Genomic DNA, 23109 nt, shown 5'->3' on the forward strand with positions numbered 1-23109 from the left:
GGAAAGAATTCTTATTTCTTTAACTTCTTATTGATAACGTTCAGTATGTCCGCTACGAATTCGTCCGATCTACGGTTCTTGTCCGCAAATTCCAAAGCCTCTTTCGTGGCGTCTTCGGCCTTTTCGTTTTTTGCAGTGATATTCAGCAAGCCGGCCAGAGCGGTATAAACGATGTCGCCGTTTTCGGAACTAATGATCTTGTTTTTCAAGGCGATCGTGCTATCACCCGGTTCCGCAATTTCTCCCAGAGCGATGGCGGCAGGAACGGCCACTTTAGCGTCGTTGGTACGATTTAGAAGATTGATCAGTTCGGAAACCGCGGATTTTTCCTTTTTACTTCCCAGATACAGGGCGGATTCGATTTTTTCCTGATCGGATCCCGTAGATAAGGTTTTGATATGTTCTTCGGTCGATTTTTCGGCAAAAAGAGAGGATGCAAAAGCGAAACTAAAAACGGCGGTAAGGGCAAGAACACGGATTTTCATGGATTCCTCCTGGCTCCCGAAAATCTTTCTGCGCTCCGGTCGTTCGTCAACCGAAATTAATCCGCGCCGCTCTCTCTTCCCGCCCCTTTTCCCTCTTTAGGAATTTCGCAAAAGGGTCGAAGGAATCTCTCCCTTACCGAAAGATGGAACCAAAGCATGGAACTCGGAATTCCGAAAATTCGACCGAAAGAATTTCTATCCAAATGGAAGGAAGAATTCTTTCCTCCGCGTATTCTGGACAAATACGTATTTTCCGAATTTTTTAAGACCTTTGCGGGCACTTGTATCATGATCACCGCGTTGATCTTTTTGAATATGATCAACACCAATCTAAAGGATTTTTCCGGAACCAAGGCTCCAAAATTCCATATCTGGCTCTATCTTCTGTACAGCCTTCCGGAAATCATCGCTAGCTATTCCATCAACATGTCCGTGCTTTTTGCCGTCTCCTTTACCATCGGGCAATTTTCCGCGAATAAGGAAATCGTGGCCATGATGTCCGCGGGGATTTCCTTTCATAGAATCGTAGCTCCGATCGTCGCTTTCGGCTTTTTACTCTGGTTCGTGGTCTTTCTCGGAACCCAATTTCTGGTCAGACCCATGAATAAGTTGGCCAAAGAGGAACAGAAAATGATCACGGAAGGGACGGGAACCATGACCAATATGGTTTACCAGTTCCATTTCAAAGGAAAGGAAGGGTTCTACTATATTTATTTTTACGATCCGGTGAAGGACGAAATCAAGGGTGGATTCAACTATGTCAAACTCACCCACGACCAAACTCCGGAATACGTGCTTTCTTCTCTGAAAGCCAAGTACGACTCCAAGGGGGATATCTGGAAACTGACGGAAGTGGAAGAAACAAGATTCGACGACGACCTAAAAGTCTCGTCCTTCCAAAAATTCCCGGAAAAGGAATATTACCTACCGGAGAAGCCCGAGTATTTCAAAGTTCCTAAGGGCTCCGTGAAAGAGATGAATATCTTCGAACTGGCCGAAGAAAAAGACAATCGTCTCAAGAAGGGAATCGGATTCGGAGACGTGAACATAGAGGAACATTCCCTATTCGCAGGTCCTTTTCTCGCGGTAATCGTAACGCTGGTCGGTTGCGTGGCCGGATTCTTTACCAAAAGAGTGGCGGGAGTGGCCTCCCTAGGAGTGACACTGGTCGTCATCCTGGTCTATTTCGTGATGAGTTCGGCGTTTACTTCCGTAGGGGAAAACGGAGTCATTCCCGCTTGGTTTGCGGTATGGATCACTCCCGCGATTTTTTTGGGCGTGCTGTACGGAATCTATAGAAGAATGAGGATTTAACTCGCAAACGATTCCTTTCCCTCCCCGATCGGAAATCTTTCTTTTTCGGAATTTTTTTTCTAAAAAGTCGGAACTTGGAAAAAAAATTCATTGGTGGGAAAAGGTTTTACCGATACTGAGTACAGATAAACCTGTGGGGAAACCGGATTGATGAGACATAAAAGCCTGCAGGAGAGAAGAATTCAAAGATAATTCCCCTCTCCCTCGCTTGCATTCCGGCGGAACCTAAAGGAGGGTAAAGAACATGGACGTTCAACTGACGAAACTGGTCTCTTCGGCCGAAAAACTTCTCCGAGACAAGAGATCCGCCGTTTCCGGAAAGACCGAACCGCCCTCGGATGCCCAAAATACCACGGATAAGACCGAGTTTTCCAGTAACCTGACTTCCCGTTATTTGAAAGTTCAGGAGACCTTGACCGGACTCCAGCAAGAACTTTCAAAGGAACAGATGAAACTCGGAATCCTAAACGAAGGAACCACTCCGAAAGAGGATTTGATTCACATTCTGTTCGGAGAAACCCCTCTTTTTAGAGAGCTCTCGGAAAACCCCGAGCTCGATCTGAAAGAGTTGAAGGATAAAGTCCAGACAAACAAGGACGAGCTTACGGATATGATCCGCAAGTTCGAGGTGGAATCCGAGAACGTGCTTTCTGTGGGCATGCTGAAAAGCCCCGAAAATTTCCGGAAATCGATCGAGGAACTTTCCGCGAAAGATGTTCCGATGAGACAACTTTCCGAAAAAACGATCGAACGACTGATCCAATAGGGATCGGCGGCCAGCCGAACCGATCGATTACGCCCGGCCTAGCCGGGCAGAATTTCTTTTCCCTAAAGAGGGAAGAACGTTTCGTCGCCTAACGAATCCTATTATTTTCCCTTTTCTCCGCAAAGACTGACTTCTTTTCAGAAAAAGATTTGCGGTCGATGCTTCCGAAATCGATTCTTTGTATCGTATGAAGTCGGTTTTCCAGCGGCTCGGTTTGTTTTTTTTCATCTGTATCTTTCCCCCTCTATGGAGCCAAGGAACCGACGGAATCCGTTATGTCCTGATCACTTCCGGAGTCCTAAACGTTCGAGAAACCCCCGATACCGGCAAAGTTCTTTTTACGTTAAACAAAGGTGCCAGAGTACGTTTGGCAAAGGATGACGGAGGAGACTGGGTAAAAATCAAATTGGAAGACGGACGGAACGGTTTCGTGTCCAGACGATATCTCGGATCGACACCGCCGGAAACCTTGGACGCTTATAAATTGATCGGTTTAGTATGGTCGGGGTACGATCCTAAGGAACTCCCCGTTATGGTTCCTCTCGCGTTTTTCGGTAAAAACGGATGGCAGGAAGCCAAGGACGAATTCGAATTCGATTACAAATTCAGAAGCGGTGTGGAAAAAGGACTTCCTTCGGTCACCTTGTTGCAAGGAAACAAGGGGCCGATGTTTTCCGCAGTTTCCTCCGGTACGTACGGCTGCCAGGAATTTCCCGCGTTGAAAGTAAAACCGAGCGCCGAATTGGATTCTAAATTTTCTTATCTAGTGCATTCTCCCGAACTCGGATTACATTCCCTTACCTTAAGGGAATTGGCTCCCTCCGAGTCCGAGTACGAACTTTTCAAATCCTTGGCGGAGACTACTTGGAAGGCGAGAGGATTTAAAGAAACCGAATGGTTGAGATCCAAGCTCCAGGAAGTGTACGAGTTCAAGACTCCGAAAAAAGAAACCTTCATTTCAGGTAGGATCGCATTCTCGGAAGGAAATGCGGAAAGAAGGTATTTCTATCTACTCGCTAGAAAATCCGGAACGGATCGTGCTTTGATCGCATTCGAAAAATCGGATACCCTTTCACCGGAAATCGGAGTCTACGGAGGTTCTTTCCACTTGATCGGATCCGTATACCGCGAGGATGATCCTGCTCCCATTCTGATCTTTACCGACATAGGTTACGATTCCTCTATTCGAAGTTTGTACGAATTGCGGAACGGAACATTACGCTTACTTTTACGAGGAGGAGGAGACGCCTGCTAGAAGATTTGCAGGCGCCCCCGAAATATTTTCCTAGCGAGCCGCGTACGCGTAGTCGGTGTATCCTTTTTCTCCAGGTGTATAGAACGTACCTTCGTCCGGAGAAGTTAGAGGCAGACCGTTTTTCAATCGATCGACTAGGTCGGGATTCGCGATAAAGTGTCTTCCGAATCCGATCAAATCTCCGGCGTGCGCTTCCAAGTCCGCATCCGCCCGAGTCACATCGTACCCGCCGGATAAAATATACGCTCCTGCTGGATTACCGGATTTGTACGCCGTCCGGATCTTTTGGACGGTGGATGCGTTCGGCTTCGGAGCTCCCATGGAAGAGTGATCCACGATATGAACGTAGGCCAATTTCAATTTCCCCAACTCTTTGGCCAATTCCTCATATTGTTCTTCCAGTCCTTCGAAACTTCCCAGATCGTTAAAGACTCCGTACGGAGAAATTCGGATCCCTACCCGTTCCGGCCCGATCGCTTTGGAAACGGCGGCCGCCACTTCGATCGCGAAACGATTCCGATTTGCAGGACTTCCGCCGTACTGGTCCGTTCTTTGGTTGGCGGCGGGATTCAGAAATTGGTCGATAAGATAACCGTTTGCCCCGTGCAATTCCACTCCATCCAAGCCGGCGCGAATCGCATTCTCGGCACTGTGAACGAATTCTCGGATCGTCTTTTGGATGTCCTCGGAATTCATCTCTCTTGGAACCGGATATTTCTGGTTGCCTTCCGAATCCGTCCAAATGTTCCCGCTCAGTCCTACGGCGGAAGGAGCGATTACCTCCGCGCCCGCCGGTAGATTGATCGGATGACCTACTCTACCGGTGTGCATGATCTGGACAAAGATTCTGCCCCCTTTGTGATGAACGGCGTCAGCGACTTTTCCCCAACCCTGGGTTTGCTCTTCGGAAAAAATCCCCGGAATCCGGGAATATCCTAAACCATTTGGGGAGGGAGAAGTTCCTTCGGTGACAATCAATCCGGCTCCTGCTCTTTGCGCATAGTATTCGGCCATTAGATCGTTCGGTACGTTTCCGATCGCGCGGGACCGGGTCATCGGGCTCATGACGACCCTATTTTTCAATTCGATCCTGCTTAAGAGGTACGGTGTAAACAGTGGATGTGTGCTCATAATTATTGGTTAGACCCAATAACTTTAACATTGAACTACTTTTTTCAAAAAAACTCGAAAAACTCCGACAGGCCAGGGCTATTTTATTTCCTTCAATTTTTGGACTTCCTGCTGGGTAACGGCAATCATATCTCGGCTAATTGCCAAAAATGTCCCCAATTCCTCCGTGTTATATCTCTCCAACGCCTCTCCGGCGGCCTTGGCCAAGGACGCGTAATAGGATCCGAATTCCTCTGCCCTTTCCGTACACGGGACTACGAGAACTTTTCGCCGGTCACTCGGATCCGGCTCTCGCCGTGCCACTTTGGCTTTTTCCAACCGATCGATCACTCCCGTAACGGCACCCGAGGTCAATCCGCTCAATTCCGCCAGTCTCCCCGCAGTCATCGGCCCATAGAGCTGCAAAAAATCGCCGCATTCCATATCGGAAGGATTCATACCAACTTTTTCCGCTACAATCTGACTAATAATAACGGAGAGCGCGCTCATTTCGCGGATCGCCGTCATGACCAAATTTAAAATTTCCTTCCGGGACTTTTTTTTACTTGCTGGATCGGACATATACTTTAGACAATAAAACTCTTAGATGCTAAGATTTTTTTCAAGTAAGATTTATAATCCCTAAGGGGACAGCACAGGGTAAAAACAGAGTCGGAACGAAAGAAACCCGTTTTTTTCCTAGGAGAAAAAAGTATGAAAGAGAAAACCTTACAAATCCATCCCTTGGATATGAGCGGGGTTACCTGCGTGGAAATTTTCGGCCACGGAGGAGAAGTCTTCGTATCCAGCGGGAATGCCTCTCCCGAATGTATGGTGGAAAAAATCGGAAACATAAAGTACCGTATCGAAAAGAAAGGGGAAAAACTGAAAATCACGGCGGTAGCTCCCCATTTCGTTTCGTCGGGAGAAATTCGATTTCAACTGAGTCTTCCCGAAAACCAAAGCGTGAAGATCGCCGGAAACTCGACTCCGATCCGTCTCAGAGGAAAATTCAGAGATGTGGACGCGGCTTGCTCGGAGGGCGACATCCGTCTGGAAACCGCCAGCGGTAATTTCCGGCTAGCATCCGCAAAAGGAGACATCGTTCTTTCCAACGTCCAAGGTTCCGTCTCCGCTTCCACAGCCGGAGGAGATATCATTGCCGGAGAACTTTCCGGTGACCATCTTCTGACTTCCGTCACGGGAACCTTGACTCTGGCGGGCGGGGAAGGTCGCTTTCGTCTTTCTTCCGAACACTTTTTGTCCGCAAATGAAATCAGACTTCGTCCGGGTTCGCAAAACTACTTCGTTACTGGAGGTCCCTTACGATTGAAAAATCTGATTCCGGAAGGCGGTTGTCTTTTACAGGCTTCCGGTCCCAAGAATCGGATTTTCCGGGACCTTCCGAGCTTCCTAATTTTGGAAAAAGGAAAATATCTGAAGGCGAGCGCGATAGGTCCCAAACCTTCGCATCTGCAATTGCGTTCCAAAGAGGAAATTCATATTCACTCCTCTCGGAATGAGGGACCGGATCCGAAACTTTGTGCAAACGCCTAAAGGAAACCTCAGTGGGCTTCGTCCCAGTTGGCCCCGAATTTTCCGGCTACCTTGACGGGAACCTTTAGAGGCATCGCTTTCTCCATAAGGTCTTTGGCGACTTTTAGAAACTCGTCCTTTTCACTTTTGTGAACTTCGAAGACCAATTCGTCGTGCACTTGCAGGAGAAGTTGTGACTTCCACTTGTGCTTCGTGATCTTTTCGTGGATATGAAGCATCGCGATCTTAATCATATCCGCGCAGGTTCCCTGTATCGGCGTATTGATCGCCACGCGCCGGGCAGCTTCCTTGTGCATTCTATGACTCGAATTGATGTCCGGAACGGGACGGCGCCTTCCCTTCAGCGTTTCGACATAGCCCTTTTCCTCGCAGAAAGCAATGGTATCGTCCATATATTTCTTCACTCCCGGATATTGGGCAAGGTATCTTTCTATAAATTCTTTCGCTTCCTCCCTGGAAATGCGAAGATTCCTGCTCAATCCGTACGGAGTGACTCCGTATATTACGGAAAAATTAACCACCTTGGCTTTATCGCGCATCTCCGGAGTCACGTCGGATTCCGGCACCCCGTACAAAGCGGAAGCGGTCCGTTTGTGTATATCTATTCCTTTTTCGTAGGCCTCGACCATTGCAGGATCCCCCGAGATATGAGCCATTATCCTCAATTCTATTTGGGAATAATCCAGACTCAAAAGTTCGAAGTCCTTGTGCCCGCTAATGAATCCTTTTCGGATCAGGCGACCTTCCTTTTCCCGAATCGGTATGTTTTGGAGGTTCGGATCCGTAGAAGACAAGCGACCCGTGGCCGCGATGGTCATATTATAGCTGGTATGGATCCTTCCGTCTTTAGCAGAAGCCATCGAGGGTAGAGTATCCACGTATGTGGAGAGTAGTTTCGTATATTTTCTGTAATCCAACAGCTTTTCCACGATCGGATGTTCCCCTAAGAGTTCCTCCAGAACCTCGTGATCGGTAGAATAGCCTGTCTGGGTCTTTTTTACGACCTTCAATTTCAGATCTTCGAAAAGTATTTTCTGAAGCTCTTTAGTACTGGCTATATTGAATTCCTTTCCGGCATACTTATGGATTTGCCGTACTAGATCCTTTACTTCTCTTTGAAAATCCTTGGAAAGTTCCGCGAAATATTCCGCATTTACGGCGATCCCGGCTTTTTCCATATCCGCTAAGACTCGGATCAAAGGAAGATCGATCTCCTTCAAAACCGGATCCAATCCGGAATCCTTTAAAGGTTTTCTCAGGGAATTGTATAAGCGAAGAGTGACGTCCGCGTCTTCCGATGCGTACTCCGAAACCTTATCCAGCTCCACTTCCCAGAGATTCTTTTTATTTCTCCCTGTTCCCACTAGATCCGAATAATGTATTGTCTGATAGTTGAGAAGTTCCTTGGCCAGGTCGTCCATATTGTGGCGACGGGACTCGGGTTGCAGAATGTAAGAGGCCAACATGGTGTCGAAGACGATATTCTCCAACTTAAAGCCGTGGTTTTCCAGTACGATCAGATCGTATTTGATATTCTGCCCGACTTTGGGAATGAACGGATCGGAAAGCACCGGATCCAAAATTTCCCGCACCTTGTCCAGAGGCAGAAGTTGGTCGTTAAAGAGTCCTTGGGAATGCGTTACCGGGATGTAGGACCCCGTTCCTTCCTGGTTTGATAGGGAAATTCCCAACAATTCCGCATCTACGGGGTTTTGGGAAGTGGTCTCCGTATCCACCGCCAAGATGGGGGATTTTTTCCAAGCGCGGGCAAGCTTGGATAATTCTTCCAGGCTTTCGATTCTTTTGTAGATTCCTTTGGCCGCGACGGAAGGTTTCCCTTTTTCTTCGACCTCCGGTTCGTCGGGCGGAGGCTCCTTTCCCGCCGACTTAGCCAAATCCCGGGACAACACGTTATAACCTTGGGATTTCAGATAACGGATAGCATCATCCGAATTGTATTCCGGAATCTTGAGTTCGCTTTCGCCGATCCCCAGATCCAAATCTCTCTTGATCGTCGCGAGATTGCGGGAAAGAAACGCGTTTTCCTTATGTTCCAGAAGCTTATTCTTTACGGAAGCGTTCCGGATCTCCTCTATGTTCTTATAGATTCCTTCCAGGTTTTTGTATTCTTGGAGAAGTTTGGATGCGCCTTTGTCTCCGATCCCTTTTACTCCGGGAATATTGTCGGATGTGTCGCCTACAATCCCCATATAATCCGTGATCTGCTTGACGTCCACCCCCAATTCCTCCTTGACCCAGGAAGAATCTATCTCCACGAATTCCGTGACTCCTTTCTTTCCGCGGAGCATTTTAATATTCTTTTTTTCTAATAATTGATAAAGGTCCTTATCGCCCGAAAAAATCAAAATCTCTTTCGCTTTTCCCTTATACGTCTCCGTTAAGGTTCCGATAACGTCATCCGCCTCGTGACCGGTCACTCTTAAAACCCGAAAACCCAGTTTTTCGAGGGTTTCCATGATTTCATGCAATTGAGGGCGCAGATCTTCCGGCATGGGCTTTCGATTGGCCTTATAATCCGCAAACGTAGTTCCCCTTTCCAGAGGACCGCCGGGATCGAAGGTCATTGCGACATGAGTCGGAGTATAATCCTCGAAAAGTTTGAACAACATCCGAAAAAAGCCGAAGACGGCTCCGCTCGGCTTTCCGGTTTTCGAATTCGTCAAATGAGCCGCGGCAAACGCATAATAGGCGCGAAAGGCAAACGCATGTCCGTCTATGATCAGTAATCTTTTCACGCGGCTTCCCCCGATTTCCCTTTTTTCGAAACGATATATAGGTCCTCTCCGATAAGGCTGTAATATGCCAGCTCCGTTTTCTTTAACGTATTCTTAATGGAGAATTTTCTGACGAATTCTTTGTTCATGCCGCCGAACGTCTTCCGCAATTTGGCGTCTTCTAAAAGAATTTTAAACGACTTAGCGAGAGAGTCCGCGTCACCTACGGAAGAGATAAAGGCTCCCTTTTCCTGAACCAACATTTCGGCGATTCCCCCTCCGTTCGTCGCTACGATCGGCAATCCCGCCGACATCGCATCCAATACGGAAGTCCCCAGTCCTTCCTCCTTGGAGGTCAATGTGAATATGTCGAAAAGCGAGAGAAATTCCCGTATGTCCTCTCGAAACCCCGTAAAGATCACCTTATTCAGTAACCCCTTTTGCCGAGCCAACTCCTCTAATTCCTTTCGAAGCGGCCCTTCCCCTACGATGAAGGTTTTGAATTTTTGGTCCGATCGAACCAAGGAAAGCGCGTTTAAAAGAGTCTTTTGGTCCTTATGATCCACTAATGCCGCCACATTACCGATCACTAATTCATCTTTTTGTAATTCGAATTCCTTTTTCAGATGATTCGGATTCGGTGTTTTTTTCGGAGGAGTGAGATCTATCCCGCTATATACCGTGACCACCTTGGCCGGATCGACGCCGCCGCGAACCAGAACTTCTCTGATGGTATTCGAGACGGCCAAAAAAAGATCCACACGAGGAGATACGTATTTTCTCTTACTGAACCAATTCCTTCGGATCCGAAAGTCCACCCGGCGAGATACGATGAGACGAACTTGCGGGAGTTTCGCCTTGGCCATCCAGGCGATGGAATGCGCTTTGGCCGTATGTGCATGAACGATCCGTACTCCTTTGGCACGAATCAATTCTCGAAGAGCGGCAACGGACGCGAAGTCCCATTCCCCTTTCAACGGAAGGGTGGCAGTAGGAAACCCGGCTTCTTTTGCCCTTGTCTCCAGAGCGGAGCCGGGACGGCAAAGGATCAATTGGGAAATCTTCCGCTTTTTCAGTCCTTCCACTAGGAGAAAAAGTTGCCTTTCTCCTCCCCGCCAACCGGTTTCAGTATCGATATGTAGGATCACGCGATCTAACTTGGGGTGAAAGGTAGAATTCTGCAAGGAGTTATGTACCGGATTTTTCCGCAAAACACTGGGAGAAATTCTTCCGTCTTAATAAAAATAATTCCAATATAACGAAATGGGTTTTCCTAAAGGGAAAAAATTCGGCAAAATAAGGCCCCAAAAAATGCCAGGAAGCAATCCTTGGAAATTTTTTTCTAAAAAAAGGAATTCTCCGGAAAAACGGATCTCTATTTTGTTTTGCTAGCAGGAAGACAGATTCGTTTTTCGAACGGAACGTTCTTCAAAAACAAAAACCGAAAGATCGGTTTGACAATCCGTAGAAATATTCGGGAATTTGGATTGTTTGCCTAAGTTTCCGGAATTTCATTTAGGCGAATTTTAAATCATACAGTTTTCCCAGAGGTTAAACGTGATGCGCCGCAGACTGCTTTATTTATCTATCGGAATTTTCTTATTTCTTTCGGCATGTAACCTGATGCACAAACACAATAATAATCAGGATTCGATGCTGCTTCTTGTAGCGGCATGGTTGAGCAGCAATCCCTGTCAAAACCAGTCCGGATTGGTGATCTGCATCCCACCCGGAGTGAGACTTTAGCCTTGGGGCTCCCGATGAAAACGAAACTAGCGCTCCTTCTGACCGTTTTCTTCCTTGTTCTTGGATTTTCCGTGCGTATGACTAGGCAAAGCGATCATCCAACGGCGGCAGTGACGGTCACTCTTCCCGAGTTGAAATCCATAGAGGCCGTATTGAAAACGATGGCCACAGGCCAGACCTATTTTTCCTCGGGTTCTTCTCCATGGAAGATCGTTCTGGACGGACCCCAAAAACTGGACGCGACTACTGCAGCCGATTGGGGGGCGGTACGTCAATCCGCGACTTGGGCAAACAACAATTCCTCTTTGGCCGATCAGATCATCATGGGCTTGAAAAATTCGAGGCTTCTCAACAATACCGGAAGTTTCCAAACCACCACGAACTTGAACGGCGTCCCATACAAGATCAAATTAACGACGGGCGCCGCTTGCGGCACCTCTTGCCAAAGCATCTCCTCTTCCGCTTATACCGGGACGAAGAATTTTACGAATCGTTTCAAGGTATGGAGAGCTAGCGACGGACTCGACGCTTTAGAATTGTTGTTCGATGATGTAAATACTCCCAACACCACAAACGGAGTGCTTCTTACTTATAGGATCGGAGTCTTAAGTTCCACACTTTCGGATAACCCGAATTTGTTGGTGGAAAGTTATATCTACGGAGCGGCTCCGAGCCGCAGACAGACCTACTCTTGGGTAGGCGCATTCTGGCTCTCGGGCGCGAACGCTTCCACTACTTCCGATAGAGGAAGGGTAATCCTGGAAGAAATGACCTTGGGCCTACAAGGCGGAGGAATGGCCACCGGGATTTGCGTTCGGATCGCGGCGAGAACCGTAGCGATGACCAGTGCTTGTAGCGGGACCGCGGTAAACCATTATTACGCACTCGCCTACGGTCAAAAAACGGTAAGTAATTTCGAAACCACGGCTCTTTCCGGAGTCTCCACCACTAGCATGAGTACGAGCGGCACCATCTGCGGCTTCGACATTTTGAAGTTCGGTATTTTTAACGGTGGAGGATTCATCTCGGATAACTTCACTTCTACTGCCATACCCGCCGGTTTTCCGGAACCTGCCAGCGGAGGAGGATATCCCGGAGTTCAAGCACTCTTTAATAAATTAGGAACGGCTCCGAACGGAACAGGCTCGTACGACGATACTCAAAAGACTACGATCGATACCGGAATGGGAAGTTCCATCAGCCTCCATCCCTCCGGCGAATCCGTTCCGTTCTGACACGTATCTGATGCCGGAAACTTTCCGAGGACTTTCGCTTGCGGGTCTAGTCCTGCTCGCAACCGTCCTGGGCTTCTGTTCTAAATTGAAGTATCTCGCGGAAGCCGGAGGCTTTTGCGGAAACTACGATTACGGCTTTGCGGAAACAGTTGCCGCTCCGAAACATCCTCCCGACGTTTGTGTGACGAAAGAAACGGTTACCTTGGGAAGGCACCTATTTTACGAGAAAGATCTTTCCAGAAATAGGAATCAATCCTGCGCTTCCTGCCACAAACAAAGTTTAGGATTTTCCGACGGGCTTCCCCGCTCGATCGGTTCTACGGGAAAAGTGCATCCTAGAAATTCCCTTTCGATCGCGAACCCCGGATATTTTTCTCCTTATACTTGGGCAAATCCGGCTCTGAATCGATTGGACAACCAAACTCTAATCCCGTTCTTTTCGGAGAATACTCTGACTACCATCGAAGAACTTGCGATTACCGGAAGGGAACATGTGGTCGCGGCCCGCTTACGAGAAAATCCGAAATATCCCGGAATGTTCCGAGCGGCTTTCGGGGAAGAAGCGATAGACGTCATTCATATCGCGAGAGCCATCGCCGCCTTCGAGATTACCATGATCTCCCTCCGTTCGCCTTTTGATAGAAAGGTCCTATCAGCAGCCGCGGAAAGAGGAAAGAAAATTTTCGAGTCCGATACGGCGGGCTGCTATCATTGTCACGGAGGTCCCTACTTCAATTCGGACGAGAAAGGAGATATTCCGTTTGCGAATATCGGACTTTATAATGTGGGGAACAAGGGAGATTATCCGGACCGCAATCTGCACGGGGCGACTGCGGCGCTCCAAACCCAAGGAATTTATACGATCACCACCAAGTCGTCCGATCGAGGAAAATTCAAGACCCCTTCTCTTCGAAACGTTGCCGTTTCCGCTCCGTATATGCACGACGGGAGCGTTGCGACGTTAAGAGAAGTCGTGGATTTATTCGACTCGGGAGGAAGAAATATCCGGCACGGGGTCTTTTTCGGGGATGGGAGAAAAAATCCGAACAAAGACCCTAGGATTCGCCCGCTCGGTTTGACGGAATCGCAAAAATCCGACTTACTGGAGTTCCTGCGTTCCTTAACGGACGATTGCTTTTTGACCGATCCTCTCTTGAGCGACCCGGAAGGAGCAGTTCCAGTTCCACCGGAACACTGCGCCCGACCAAGTGCGAAAAATCCTTAGTCGAAACGATCGATAGTTCACGGAGATAAAATCAAATGCCCCCTTTTTTATTTCGAGCCCTCTTTTACGTCCTGATTCCTCTTCTGTTCTTAACGTTACGTCCTGTCTCCGCAGAATCGGAACTCGAATCGGAAATCAATGCGCTACTTTCGACTCTCGATTCCTGCAACGGATGCGTTTTCATCCGTAATGGCTCGGAGCATTCCGTAAAAGAGGCAAAATCCCATTTATTACGAAAATATGAAGCTACCAAGGGAAGGATCGGAACCATAGACGAATTCATAAAAGGGCTGGCCAGCAAATCCTCGATCACGGGCATCCCTTACAAAATCCGTTTTCCGGACGGAAAAGAGATCGAATCCGAAAAATGGCTGAGGACACAGGAGGAGAAAATCAAAAAAAAGAAGAATCAGGACCGGCGAAGCGGAGAGAAACAACACCCTTAGAACCATTGTAACCAAAAAGTAATCGCCTATTCACCGAATAGATACAGGATTTCCGTACGATCGGAGAGATGTTTTCCGAGGCAAATACGAAAATTTATCCGAACCCCAACCCGTTGCGCGTCATGGTCGTGACGGAGACCTTCCCTCCGGAAATCAACGGGGTTTCCAAAACGCTCTATCGCATGTTAAGCGACCTTCTACAAAGGGGACACGAAATCATACTAGTCCGCCCTCGCCAATCCTCGAACGATATGGCTACGGCCAACGGGAATTACAGGGAAGTATTGGTACGGGGCGCCAAAATTCCGTTTTACGAGGACCTTCGCTTCGGCTTTCCGGAAAAGCGACTCTTGAGAAGATTGATGCAATTCGAAAAGCCGGACCTGGTGCATGTGGTCACCGAAGGCCCGCTCGGCTTATCGGCTGTCCGCGCTGCGAGACACCTAAAGCTGCCCGTAGTCAGCGATTTTAGAACGAATTTTCATTCTTACGCTAGATACTATAAGGTGGGCTTTATCGGTAAACTGGTCCATTCCTATCTTCGCAACTTGCACAACCTCACTCACGCGACGCTCGCCCCCACCGCACAGATCGTGGATCAGTTGGCGGCCTCCGGATATAAAAACCTTAAAGTGGTTTCGAGAGGAATCGATACTACGCTATTCCATCCGGCGCAAAAGGATTCGAAATTGAGAAAAAGCTGGGGTTTAACGCCTTCCGACTTCGCCGTATTGTACGTCGGACGAATTGCTCCGGAAAAGAACCTGGGCCTTTTAGTTCGGGCGTTTCGTAGCCTCCAAGCGAAAGTCCCGGAAGCGAAACTGATTTTGGTCGGGGACGGTCCTGCAAAAGAAAAGTTGAAAAGCGAGCATCCGGATTTCATATTCGCGGGAATGCAAAAAGGCCAAGAGCTAGCCAAACATTACGCGACCGGGGATTTATTCTTATTTCCGAGCGTGACGGAAACGTTCGGAAACGTGGTGCTGGAAGCGATGGCTTCCGGTCTTCCGATCGTAGCGTACGATTACGCAGCTGCAAAAGAATATCTAAGACACGGAAAATCGGCTCTCCTACCCGCGTTGGATAAGGAAGAGGAATTCGCGGAACTTGCCTGCCTTCTTGCGGAAAACAAAAAGTTAGCCAAAAAACTGGGTACCCAAGCCAGAAAGACCGCAGAAGGCTGCTCTTGGGAAGACGTTGCAGATACTCTCGAAACCGTATATGCGGAATTCGGAAAACGACTCACGAAAAAAGCCAAGAGCCGCAAATCGAGTTCCTTTAAGGTTGTCGTAAGCAGGGCTTAATCGAAATTTCACGAAAAAGGAATATAAAATTTCCTTTTTTGCTTGTACTTCCTTTCCGATTCCTATAATGACGGGCAACCGAACGGTAAGGAGTCAGAAGCATAATGCTGAAGTTCCCCGGATACAAGCCTTCCACTTATTTTTCCTTCCCGAAACGGGAAAAATTCCCGTCTTCCTCTAAATTCCACATCAAAAACAACCGCGCCCGACAAAAGCGCTTCAGGCGGAGAGACAGAGAAAAAAGGCAGACCGGTAATCCCTAGAGATCGTAACATGGCTTCCCATGGAAACATTGGAAGTCAAAACGATCAGCCTCTGGATCATGGCCGTCCTTTATACGATCGCCGGAATCCTACATTTCGTCATTCCTAAGTTCTATCTGAGAATCATGCCGCCCTGGATCCCGTATCATAAGTTCATGGTACAAGTTAGTGGAGTTGCGGAAATTCTACTCGGTTTAGGATTATTTTACCCCCCTACAAGATCCCTATGCGCGTGGGGGATCGTGTTTTTGCTGATCGCCGTATTTCCGGCAAACGTATATCATTTCCAATCGAGAACAAAACGGGATCCTCCTACTGTTTTACTACTGGTACGATTACCCGTACAATTGCTTTTGATCTATTGGGCTTATCTTTATACGTGATTTTTGCTTGCGACGAAACGGACAGACGAGTTCCATGCTTATAGCTTTCTGGGAGGAAGCAGGGTGAAATTCCCTCGCTGACCCGCAACTGTGATCGCAATCTTCGTTCCGCCCAAGTCCGGGATTGCGTAAGCCAGATCTTCCCCGCGATTTTTATAGCTCCGTGGTCTGGGTAAATCGTATTTCGTAAACGCATTCCTATCCGTTTTATGAAGGGCCCCCGAAAAGCGATTCCGGGGTTTCTATCGTGTCGCCGGTTCCGCAGGAAATTTCCTTTCCGAAATCGAAGACATAGTTCATATTATTATGATGAACTTGTGAATCCCCGTTTCGAGGGGGATACGATCGGTGCAAGTTCATTTCAAACGGTTTACCGCCGCTCTGGCGTTCTTCTTACCTCTGCAAATCGCTTTTTCAGAATCGGGACTGGAGGAAAAATCCAAACCTCCAGCCAAAAGGGATTCCTCCCGAAAAATAAACGTACAGAACGAAGGAATTACGGTTCGAGGCAGAGCGGACTCCAGATCAACCAGCGAAGGAAAGATCGACTCGCAAAGATTGAAGGCCAGACCCATCCAAAATGTGGGAGAATTGGCCGAAGCCATTCCCGGAGTAATCGTAACACAACACAGCGGAGGAGGAAAGGCCAACCAGTTTTTTTTAAGAGGTTTCAATCTGGATCACGGAACTGATTTCGCGTCGAGCATAGACGGGGTTCCGATCAATAATCCGAGCCACGCACACGGACAAGGTTATACGGATTTGAATTTCATTATCCCGGAGCTAATTCGGGAAATCGAGTACAAGAAAGGAGTCTATCACGTCGACGAAGGGGATTTTTCTTCGGCAGGCGCGATGCGGATGAATTATTTCAAGTCTCTTCCCAAAAGTCTGATCAAGATAGAGGGAGGGAGTCTCGGCTTCCGGCGTACGGTCTTTGCCGAATCCAAAAGGATCGGATCCGGAAATCTCCTGTATGCGGCGGAATATTCCCATTACGACGGCCCTTGGACCATTCCGGATCATTATAATAAACTAAACTCCTTTTTGGGTTATAGTCGTGGGGACGCTTCGGAAGGGATGTCCGTCCAATTTCTCGGATATAGAGGTTCTTGGCACGCTACGAATCAGATTCCGCAAAGAGCCCTGAAAATAGGAAGATCCTGGTTGAACGCGGATGCCGGGGGATTGAACCGGTACGATGCGGAAGATCCGAACGATGGAGGACATTCCCGGCGCGCGAGCATTACCGTCGAAGCCCACAAAAAAACCGCGAATTCCGAGGTGAAAGCGCTTTTATACAGCACGTATTACGACCTCGACCTGTTTTCCGATTTCACTTTTTTTCTAAACGATCCCGTAAACGGGGACCAGGTCGAACAAAAAGATCGGAGAACCATAGGAGGGGGAAAAGCTTCCTACAGCCGGACTCTCTTTCTAGGAACTCTCAAGTCCGAAAACACGTTCGGAGTGCAGTTCAGAAGGGATTATATCCACACTGGACTTTATCATACTCAGGCAAGATCCAGACTCGAAAGATTAAAACTGGATCGAGTCATCGAAAGTACTGCATCCGTATATTATGAAAATAGGATTTCCTTTACGGAAAAAATCAAGGCCTTTGCGGGAGTACGAAACGATACGTTCTTTTTCAACGTCGCGGACGATTTAACGAATATAAGCACTATCAGGCGGGCACAAACGACCAATCCGAAAGCGGGTTTGAACCTCGGCCCTTGGAAAGGATTCGATTTTTATCTCAACGGCGGCTACGGCTTTCACAGCAACGATGCGAAAGGTCTCTTAATTCCGTATTCCACAGTAAGTCCTATTGCAAAAACGGGAGGAAGCGAAGTCGGGATGAAGGCAATGATTCTTTCGGGACTACAATCCTCTTTGGTTTTCTGGAGATTGGATTTGGACTCAGAATTAGTGTATTCGGGAGATGACGGTACTACTAGCCCCAGTCGTCCGAGCACGCGAAGAGGTGTCGAATGGTCCAATCTCTATTCCCTCTCCTCTTGGTTGACGGTGGACGTAGATATTTCAATCTCGAAAGCAAAATACAGAAAATACGATCCGATCGGAAATTACGTTCCTCAAGCCATAGGCAAGGTATTCGCTGCCGGAATCAGCTTTGATCGGTGGGAATATTTCGGATCAATTCGTGTACGGTATTTCGGGCCCAGGGCTCTGATCGAAAGCGACTGGGTACGATCCACTCCGAGTACTCTTTGGAACCTGCAAATCGGAAAGCATATAGGCGATTTCTGTTCGATCCAGCTGGATGTCTTCAACCTGACGAATGCTCCCGCCAGTCAGGTCCAGTATTATTATCCGACATTATTGAAAAACGAAGCTCCCGGCCCGGACAACGGGGGTTATAACGACGTTCTAACCCATCCGGTTATGCCTAGGAATATTAGATTTTCATTGAGTATCAAATATTAACCACGGAGCCCATTCAAAGAGAAAAGCGTTTCTTTTTTGGCAGGAAGGCAAAAAAAGTTGTATGCAAAATCCAAAGATTCGGATTAGTCTAGAGTCTTGGATAGTTTGTTTTAGGCACGCAAATGCTTCGCGTTTGTGGAAGATGGTGAAATTCCGTCACGGTACCGCCGCTGTAAGAGGGACAAAAGGAGCAATATGTCACTGGAGAAATCTGGGAAGACGCTCCGAGTAGGATGAACTCGAGTCAGAAGACGCCCTAAAAAAACCCTGAACGAGAATCAGCTTCGGCTTTAAGGCTGTTTTCCGTGAAAAAATTACTCAGAATAAAAACGACATTGAACGATTCTTTTTACGAATCATAAATTCGCAAAAAACGATTTTAACACTCTTCGGGAGAACTTAAATGCGCACAATAAGCCTTCTTCAAAATTCACTCCAAAGAATAGCAACCCGTTGGAACTCTTTGTTTCTGCTTCTCGGCATTTCTCTTTTTGCGTTCGGAGCGATTTATATCGTGGCTTTGGAACCGATGCAGGCGGTGCACGATACTTTCCACGATCTCCGTCACGCAGCAGGATTTCCGTGCCATTAAACGACTCAATGTCCCTACTAGCCCTTTGCAAAAGAGGGTTTTGGGCGGGGATCGGAGCCGGTGTCCTTTGGGGAATTTTATTTCTTTTCATCACTAGCCCGCTCATTTGGGAAGCGGAACTTTACGAGGACGGGCATAGTCATTCACACGGAGCCGTGACTATCCATAGTCGAAGCGCTTCGGAAACCGATATAAATAAAAATTTCATACACCAATTCGTACCGACCGTGCTAGGTTGCGCGTTGCTGGGATCGGGCTTCGGAATTTTAAGCGCTCTTTTTTTGGGAATCCTAAGTCTCGTACGCGGAGATTCCGGCGACATCCGCCCCGACTTTTCTTTTAAATCCGTTCTTCTTTTCGGTTTTCTCGGCTTTGCCGTTTTTCACGGAATTCCCGCACTCGGAACTCCTCCGGAATTGCCCGGCAACGCAGGCGCGGAAGAGACGTTTTCTGCACGGCGTTTTTGGTGGTCCGGGTCCGTTCTTTGTTCTCTTCTCGGAATTTTCGTAACTTCCTTTCTAGTTTCCAAAGTCGGAACCGTTTTTTGGAAACGACTTCCCGCATTCGCAGCGGGAATTTTGATCGCCTCTTTTCCTTTCTTCCTAGGAATTCCGGCGCAATCCCACGATAGCACCGCCCCCTTGAAACTGGAGACACGCTTTCTCTATTCCAGCCTAGCGGTAAACGCGGCTTTTTGGTTCGGCTTATCCGCATTCTTCCTTTTTCGGAAAACGGACAAAGGAACTAGTTGGAGATTCGTCAAGTCGTGAACGGATCCCTGTCGAGTCGGATCGGCGTTCTGATCGTCGGTCACGGAAGCCGTGAACCCGGCTCGAACGAGGAATTCGAAAAATTCGTCTCGGATTATTCCGTGAGAAGACCGGACTTGGAAGTTCGCGGCGCGTATATAGAATTGGCCGCCCCGGATTTCAAATCCGCATTATACGAATTCGCCAAGTCCTGCTCCAGAATCGTAGTCGTTCCACTTTTTCTTTTTTCCGCAGGACACACCAAGAACGACATCCCGTTGGTTTTGGACGAAGCGAGCCGACAATTTCCGAATACGGAATTTCTTCCCGCCAGTGCTATCGGAGTCCACCCTAAAATGTTGGAACTGCTGCACCTGAGAACCGGGGACGCGTTGAAAAAATCGGAAAGTCGTCCCGAGAAAACCGCTGTCTTGGTGGTCGGGAGAGGATCTTCGGATGCGGATGCTAATTCAGATTTTTATAAGATAGTTCGCCTTTTCGAGGAATCCAACTATTATCATTTCGTTATGCCTACTTTCATCGGAATAACGAAACCTCAGCTCCAGGAAAGTCTTGAAATCGCCGCGAAACTACGTCCGGAAAGGATACTGGTTCTTCCCTATTTCCTCTTCGGAGGAAAACTGATCGCAGTAGCGTCCGAACGTTTGTCTTCCTTTTCCGCAAACTATCCCTGGATCCGCACGATGATTGCGGGACATTTCGGTTCCGATCGCATCGTCCACGAGATCCTAGACGAAAGAATTCGGGAAACGATTCTCGGAACCGGTCGCCTTCCTTGCGCCACCTGCGAGTATAGGGAAAAACTTCCGGGCCTTACCGATAAAGTCGGAGGACTTAAAGCGCTTTTATGGAGCGTGCGACACATGGAGACGCACTCCCAAGCCGCTCCTCACGCATATCCGCACCCGAACCTGAAAAAACACGTATTAGTCTGCGATAATATAGATTGTGCTCATAAGGGAAGCGGCAGTCTGATCGCAAGACTAAGGTCCGAAATCAAGAATTCGGGAAAGCAGAAGGATTTCAGGGTGACTAGAGTATCCTGCTTGGGTCGCTGCGGAGAAGGTCCTTCTCTCGTGGTCTACCCGGACGGAATCTGGTACCAAGGGGTGCAGGAACCCGACGCCCCGGAGATAGTACAGGATCATTTATTAAACGACAAAATCGTATCCAGACTAGTGGATTCGATCATGCAATAGGAGAGAAATCATGGCCTGCCACGAGATAGCCGCATTAAGATTGGGAATGATGAACATATTGGGTCTTAAGGACGAAGCGGTTCGCGTCCACGAGATCAACGAAATCGGACAAAACGTGATCGCGGCTCCCGGACCGATCCGGAGCTTATCCGAAGCCAAGGACTTCCAGTCGCTGATACGCTTTTACGAAGGGAGTCTGACCGAGCTGGAGGAAAAAATCGCGAGCTTAGGGCCGACGGATCCAAAACTTTCGTATTATAGATCCCTTCTTATCCTGACCAAGAAAGTGGAGTTGGAATTGAAAAGTACATTCCGAAATTTGAATGTATTATTTAACGACCTCGAAGAAATGCACGATTTGGTGCACGAAATCTATCCCGGGTAATCGTTCGTGGCGACTCCTCCCAAAAAAGCGACTCTGGAATCCAAAATTCCGATAGGCTCGGGATACGATCTGTATTCATTCTCCTTGCCGAAGGATAGCCCCTTGAATTTCTGCGGAGGGCAATATATCATTTTGAATTCCGGTCTAGACGCGGGCGAGGAGGGAAAAAAACTCAAACGGGCCTACACTATCTTTTCGAAAGATTCGGATCAAAATCGATTCGAGCTTCTGATTAGAAAAGTACATCAAGGTCGGGTATCGAATCATCTTTCGGAATGCCAGAACGGAACCGATTTCGAATTCTCGGGACCCTGGGGAAAATTCGCCGGTAACGAAACCTGGCCGAACTCCGGAAAAACCCTTCTTTTCGCGACCGATAACGGAATCTCTTCCGCGATCAGCCTAATCTCTTCCGGAAAATTCAAAGAACGAGTCGATTTTACCAAATTAGTATGGCTGTTAAGCGAACATGAAGATCCGTCCTTAGTGGATTGGATCCGAGAAGAAAGGATCGGAAACGCGACGGGGGTCGAATTCGTTCCTGTCCGATCCACGGGCGACTCTTGGTCCGTAGATTCGGCCCTCTCCTTTGCGCGTTGGCTATTGAATTCCGGAGATTCCTATTCGAATTTCTTTTTAAGCGGAAACGGACGGATTTTGGACGAGATCGCCTCTTTTTTGGAAACGAAAGGAATCGGGCGGGATACGATAGGATCGGAATCCTATTTTCGACAGGACGTACCGAAAGAGGATAGGACACGGACGGAAGTTTAAAGGTACTCGAATTCGATGGCGGGAAAGGAATTAAGGGAAGGGTTCACGACGGGTGCTTGCTCGGCGGCTGCGGCTAAAGCCGCCGTAAGAGTATTGGTCACGAACCAATTGCTTTCCGAAATAGAAACGACGCTACCCAACAAGCGCAAGGTGATCTTTCAATTGCATCGGTGCGAATCGAACGGGGAAGCGGCGGTTTGCAGCATAATCAAGGACGCGGGCGACGATCCGGATTGTACTCACGGTGCCGAGCTGGTCGCCGAAGTCCGTCTCAACGACGGAAACGAAATCGTATTGATCGGCGGAGAAGGTGTCGCCACCGTAACGAAACCAGGACTCGGACTGACGATCGGAGGTCCCGCCATAAATCCCGTTCCTCGAAAGAACATCACGGAAATGGTATTAGAAGAACTGAATGGATCCAAATATACCGGCGCGGAAGTAAGGATCAGCGTCCCTGGCGGACTCGAAATGGCCAAAAAGACGATGAACGAACGTCTCGGTCTAGTCGGAGGAATCTCCATTTTAGGCACTACGGGAATCGTAAAACCCTACTCTACGGCGGCGTACAAAGCGAGCGTCATCCAGGCGGTATCCGTCGCAAAGGAATTGGGAGCGGACACTGTCGTGCTCACTACCGGCGGAAAATCGGAGAAGTTCGCAATGGATCTGTTTCCGGATTTGGAACCGGCCTCCTTTATACAAGTAGGGGATTTCATCGGAACGGGATTAAAAAGCGCCGCCAAAGAAGGCATGAGATTCGTAGTCGTAGTCGGCATGATCGGAAAACTCTCCAAGATGGCGGACGGCGTCATGATGACTCACCGAGCCGGCTCTTCGGTTAATACCGAACTCTTAGCGGAAATCGCGAGAACGGAAGGAGTTCCGGAAGCGGTTTGCACGGAAACCAAGACTGCGAACACGGCGAGACACGTTCTGGAACTCTGGAAAGAGACGGGCCATATGAATGTGCTTTCCGTCCTCTGCAAAAGAGTATCGGAAAACTGCACCAAACACGCCGGCGCGGATCTGAAAGTGTCTTGCCATCTCGTCGACTTTGACGGAATTCCACTAGGACAGTACGTCGCGTAATTATATTCGATAAGCGAGGAAA

General features: G+C 48.3%; 22 protein-coding genes and 1 riboswitch. Of the genes, 17 read left to right on the plus strand and 5 right to left on the minus strand.

The window, feature by feature from the left end:
* Positions 1-11: 11 nt before the first annotated feature.
* Positions 12-485, minus strand: a complete 474-nt coding sequence (locus tag EHO61_RS02930) for a HEAT repeat domain-containing protein (protein WP_135812135.1) — start codon at positions 483-485, stop codon at positions 12-14.
* Between the two features lie 156 nt (positions 486-641).
* Between EHO61_RS02930 and EHO61_RS02935 the strand changes: the two genes are divergently transcribed.
* The 3 genes from EHO61_RS02935 to EHO61_RS02945 all read left to right on the plus strand — a co-directional run bounded on the left by EHO61_RS02935 (position 642) and on the right by EHO61_RS02945 (position 3820).
* The gene (locus EHO61_RS02935) at positions 642-1799 is read left to right on the plus strand and encodes an LptF/LptG family permease (RefSeq protein WP_135812136.1); all 1158 of its coding nucleotides are present in this window, start codon (positions 642-644) and stop codon (positions 1797-1799) included.
* Between the two features lie 244 nt (positions 1800-2043).
* On the plus strand, positions 2044-2565 hold the full coding sequence (locus EHO61_RS02940; protein ID WP_135812137.1) for an LIC10415 family protein: 522 nt from the start codon (positions 2044-2046) through the stop codon (positions 2563-2565).
* Positions 2566-2752: 187 nt separating this feature from the next.
* Positions 2753-3820 (plus strand): SH3 domain-containing protein, encoded by a 1068-nt coding sequence (locus EHO61_RS02945; RefSeq protein WP_135812138.1) that lies wholly within the window; start codon positions 2753-2755, stop codon positions 3818-3820.
* Positions 3821-3850: 30 nt separating this feature from the next.
* Here EHO61_RS02945 and EHO61_RS02950 read toward each other — a convergent pair whose 3' ends face one another.
* Together EHO61_RS02950 and EHO61_RS02955 are read right to left on the minus strand one after the other, a co-directional pair.
* Complete coding sequence (locus EHO61_RS02950) at positions 3851-4951, minus strand: alkene reductase (protein WP_135812139.1); 1101 nt, start codon at positions 4949-4951, stop codon at positions 3851-3853.
* Positions 4952-5029: 78 nt separating this feature from the next.
* Positions 5030-5458, minus strand: coding sequence for a MarR family winged helix-turn-helix transcriptional regulator (locus tag EHO61_RS02955; protein ID WP_281276624.1), 429 nt, complete (start codon positions 5456-5458; stop codon positions 5030-5032).
* Between the two features lie 186 nt (positions 5459-5644).
* Between EHO61_RS02955 and EHO61_RS02960 the strand changes: the two genes are divergently transcribed.
* Positions 5645-6487, plus strand: a complete 843-nt coding sequence (locus tag EHO61_RS02960; RefSeq protein ID WP_135812141.1) for a DUF4097 family beta strand repeat-containing protein — start codon at positions 5645-5647, stop codon at positions 6485-6487.
* 8 nt (positions 6488-6495) lie between these two features.
* On the opposite strand, the gene polA is transcribed toward EHO61_RS02960, so the two are convergent.
* Both polA and EHO61_RS02970 read right to left on the minus strand, forming a co-directional pair.
* Complete coding sequence (gene polA / locus EHO61_RS02965; protein WP_135812142.1) at positions 6496-9243, minus strand: DNA polymerase I; 2748 nt, start codon at positions 9241-9243, stop codon at positions 6496-6498.
* Positions 9240-10370 carry a glycosyltransferase gene (locus EHO61_RS02970; RefSeq protein WP_135812557.1) on the minus strand — a complete coding sequence of 377 codons (1131 nt, stop codon included), beginning with the start codon at positions 10368-10370 and terminating at the stop codon, positions 9240-9242. Before EHO61_RS02970 ends, polA begins: the two co-directional genes overlap by 4 nt.
* A gap of 412 nt (positions 10371-10782) precedes the next feature.
* Here EHO61_RS02970 and EHO61_RS02975 point away from each other — a divergent pair, with 412 nt between their 5' ends.
* The 13 genes from EHO61_RS02975 (at position 10783) to EHO61_RS03035 (ending at position 23087) form a co-directional block, all read left to right on the plus strand.
* Positions 10783-10968 (plus strand): hypothetical protein, encoded by a 186-nt coding sequence (locus EHO61_RS02975; RefSeq protein WP_135767416.1) that lies wholly within the window; start codon positions 10783-10785, stop codon positions 10966-10968.
* Between the two features lie 14 nt (positions 10969-10982).
* A complete protein-coding gene (locus EHO61_RS02980; RefSeq protein WP_135812143.1) occupies positions 10983-12203 on the plus strand; it encodes an LIC_12337 family protein in 1221 nt (406 codons plus the stop codon).
* A gap of 10 nt (positions 12204-12213) precedes the next feature.
* On the plus strand, positions 12214-13428 hold the full coding sequence (locus tag EHO61_RS02985) for a cytochrome c peroxidase (protein ID WP_135812144.1): 1215 nt from the start codon (positions 12214-12216) through the stop codon (positions 13426-13428).
* Between the two features lie 35 nt (positions 13429-13463).
* Positions 13464-13874: a DUF5329 family protein gene (locus EHO61_RS02990; protein WP_167884791.1), complete on the plus strand. Its 411-nt coding sequence runs from the start codon at positions 13464-13466 to the stop codon at positions 13872-13874.
* 68 nt (positions 13875-13942) lie between these two features.
* A complete protein-coding gene (locus tag EHO61_RS02995; protein ID WP_135812145.1) occupies positions 13943-15178 on the plus strand; it encodes a glycosyltransferase family 4 protein in 1236 nt (411 codons plus the stop codon).
* Between the two features lie 283 nt (positions 15179-15461).
* Positions 15462-15824, plus strand: a complete 363-nt coding sequence (locus EHO61_RS03000) for a DoxX family protein (RefSeq protein WP_135812146.1) — start codon at positions 15462-15464, stop codon at positions 15822-15824.
* 348 nt (positions 15825-16172) lie between these two features.
* Positions 16173-18275, plus strand: coding sequence for a TonB-dependent receptor (locus EHO61_RS03005; protein ID WP_246031983.1), 2103 nt, complete (start codon positions 16173-16175; stop codon positions 18273-18275).
* 95 nt (positions 18276-18370) lie between these two features.
* Positions 18371-18548, plus strand: a riboswitch (cobalamin riboswitch).
* A 130-nt stretch (positions 18549-18678) separates the two neighbouring features.
* The gene (locus tag EHO61_RS03010; RefSeq protein WP_135812148.1) at positions 18679-18867 is read left to right on the plus strand and encodes a CbtB domain-containing protein; all 189 of its coding nucleotides are present in this window, start codon (positions 18679-18681) and stop codon (positions 18865-18867) included.
* 8 nt (positions 18868-18875) lie between these two features.
* The gene (locus EHO61_RS03015; RefSeq protein WP_135812149.1) at positions 18876-19637 is read left to right on the plus strand and encodes a CbtA family protein; all 762 of its coding nucleotides are present in this window, start codon (positions 18876-18878) and stop codon (positions 19635-19637) included.
* A complete protein-coding gene (locus EHO61_RS03020) occupies positions 19634-20836 on the plus strand; it encodes a CbiX/SirB N-terminal domain-containing protein (RefSeq protein ID WP_210415299.1) in 1203 nt (400 codons plus the stop codon). The genes EHO61_RS03015 and EHO61_RS03020 overlap by 4 nt, the downstream gene beginning before the upstream one ends.
* A gap of 10 nt (positions 20837-20846) precedes the next feature.
* Positions 20847-21221: a DUF3209 family protein gene (locus tag EHO61_RS03025; RefSeq protein WP_135812150.1), complete on the plus strand. Its 375-nt coding sequence runs from the start codon at positions 20847-20849 to the stop codon at positions 21219-21221.
* A 6-nt stretch (positions 21222-21227) separates the two neighbouring features.
* Positions 21228-21995, plus strand: coding sequence for an FAD-binding oxidoreductase (locus EHO61_RS03030; protein ID WP_135812151.1), 768 nt, complete (start codon positions 21228-21230; stop codon positions 21993-21995).
* Between the two features lie 15 nt (positions 21996-22010).
* A complete protein-coding gene (locus EHO61_RS03035; RefSeq protein ID WP_135812152.1) occupies positions 22011-23087 on the plus strand; it encodes a cobalt-precorrin-5B (C(1))-methyltransferase in 1077 nt (358 codons plus the stop codon).
* Positions 23088-23109: the final 22 nt, after the last annotated feature.

It is taken from the genome of Leptospira fluminis (assembly GCF_004771275.1).
Classification (GTDB): Bacteria; Spirochaetota; Leptospiria; order Leptospirales; family Leptospiraceae; genus Leptospira_B; species Leptospira_B fluminis.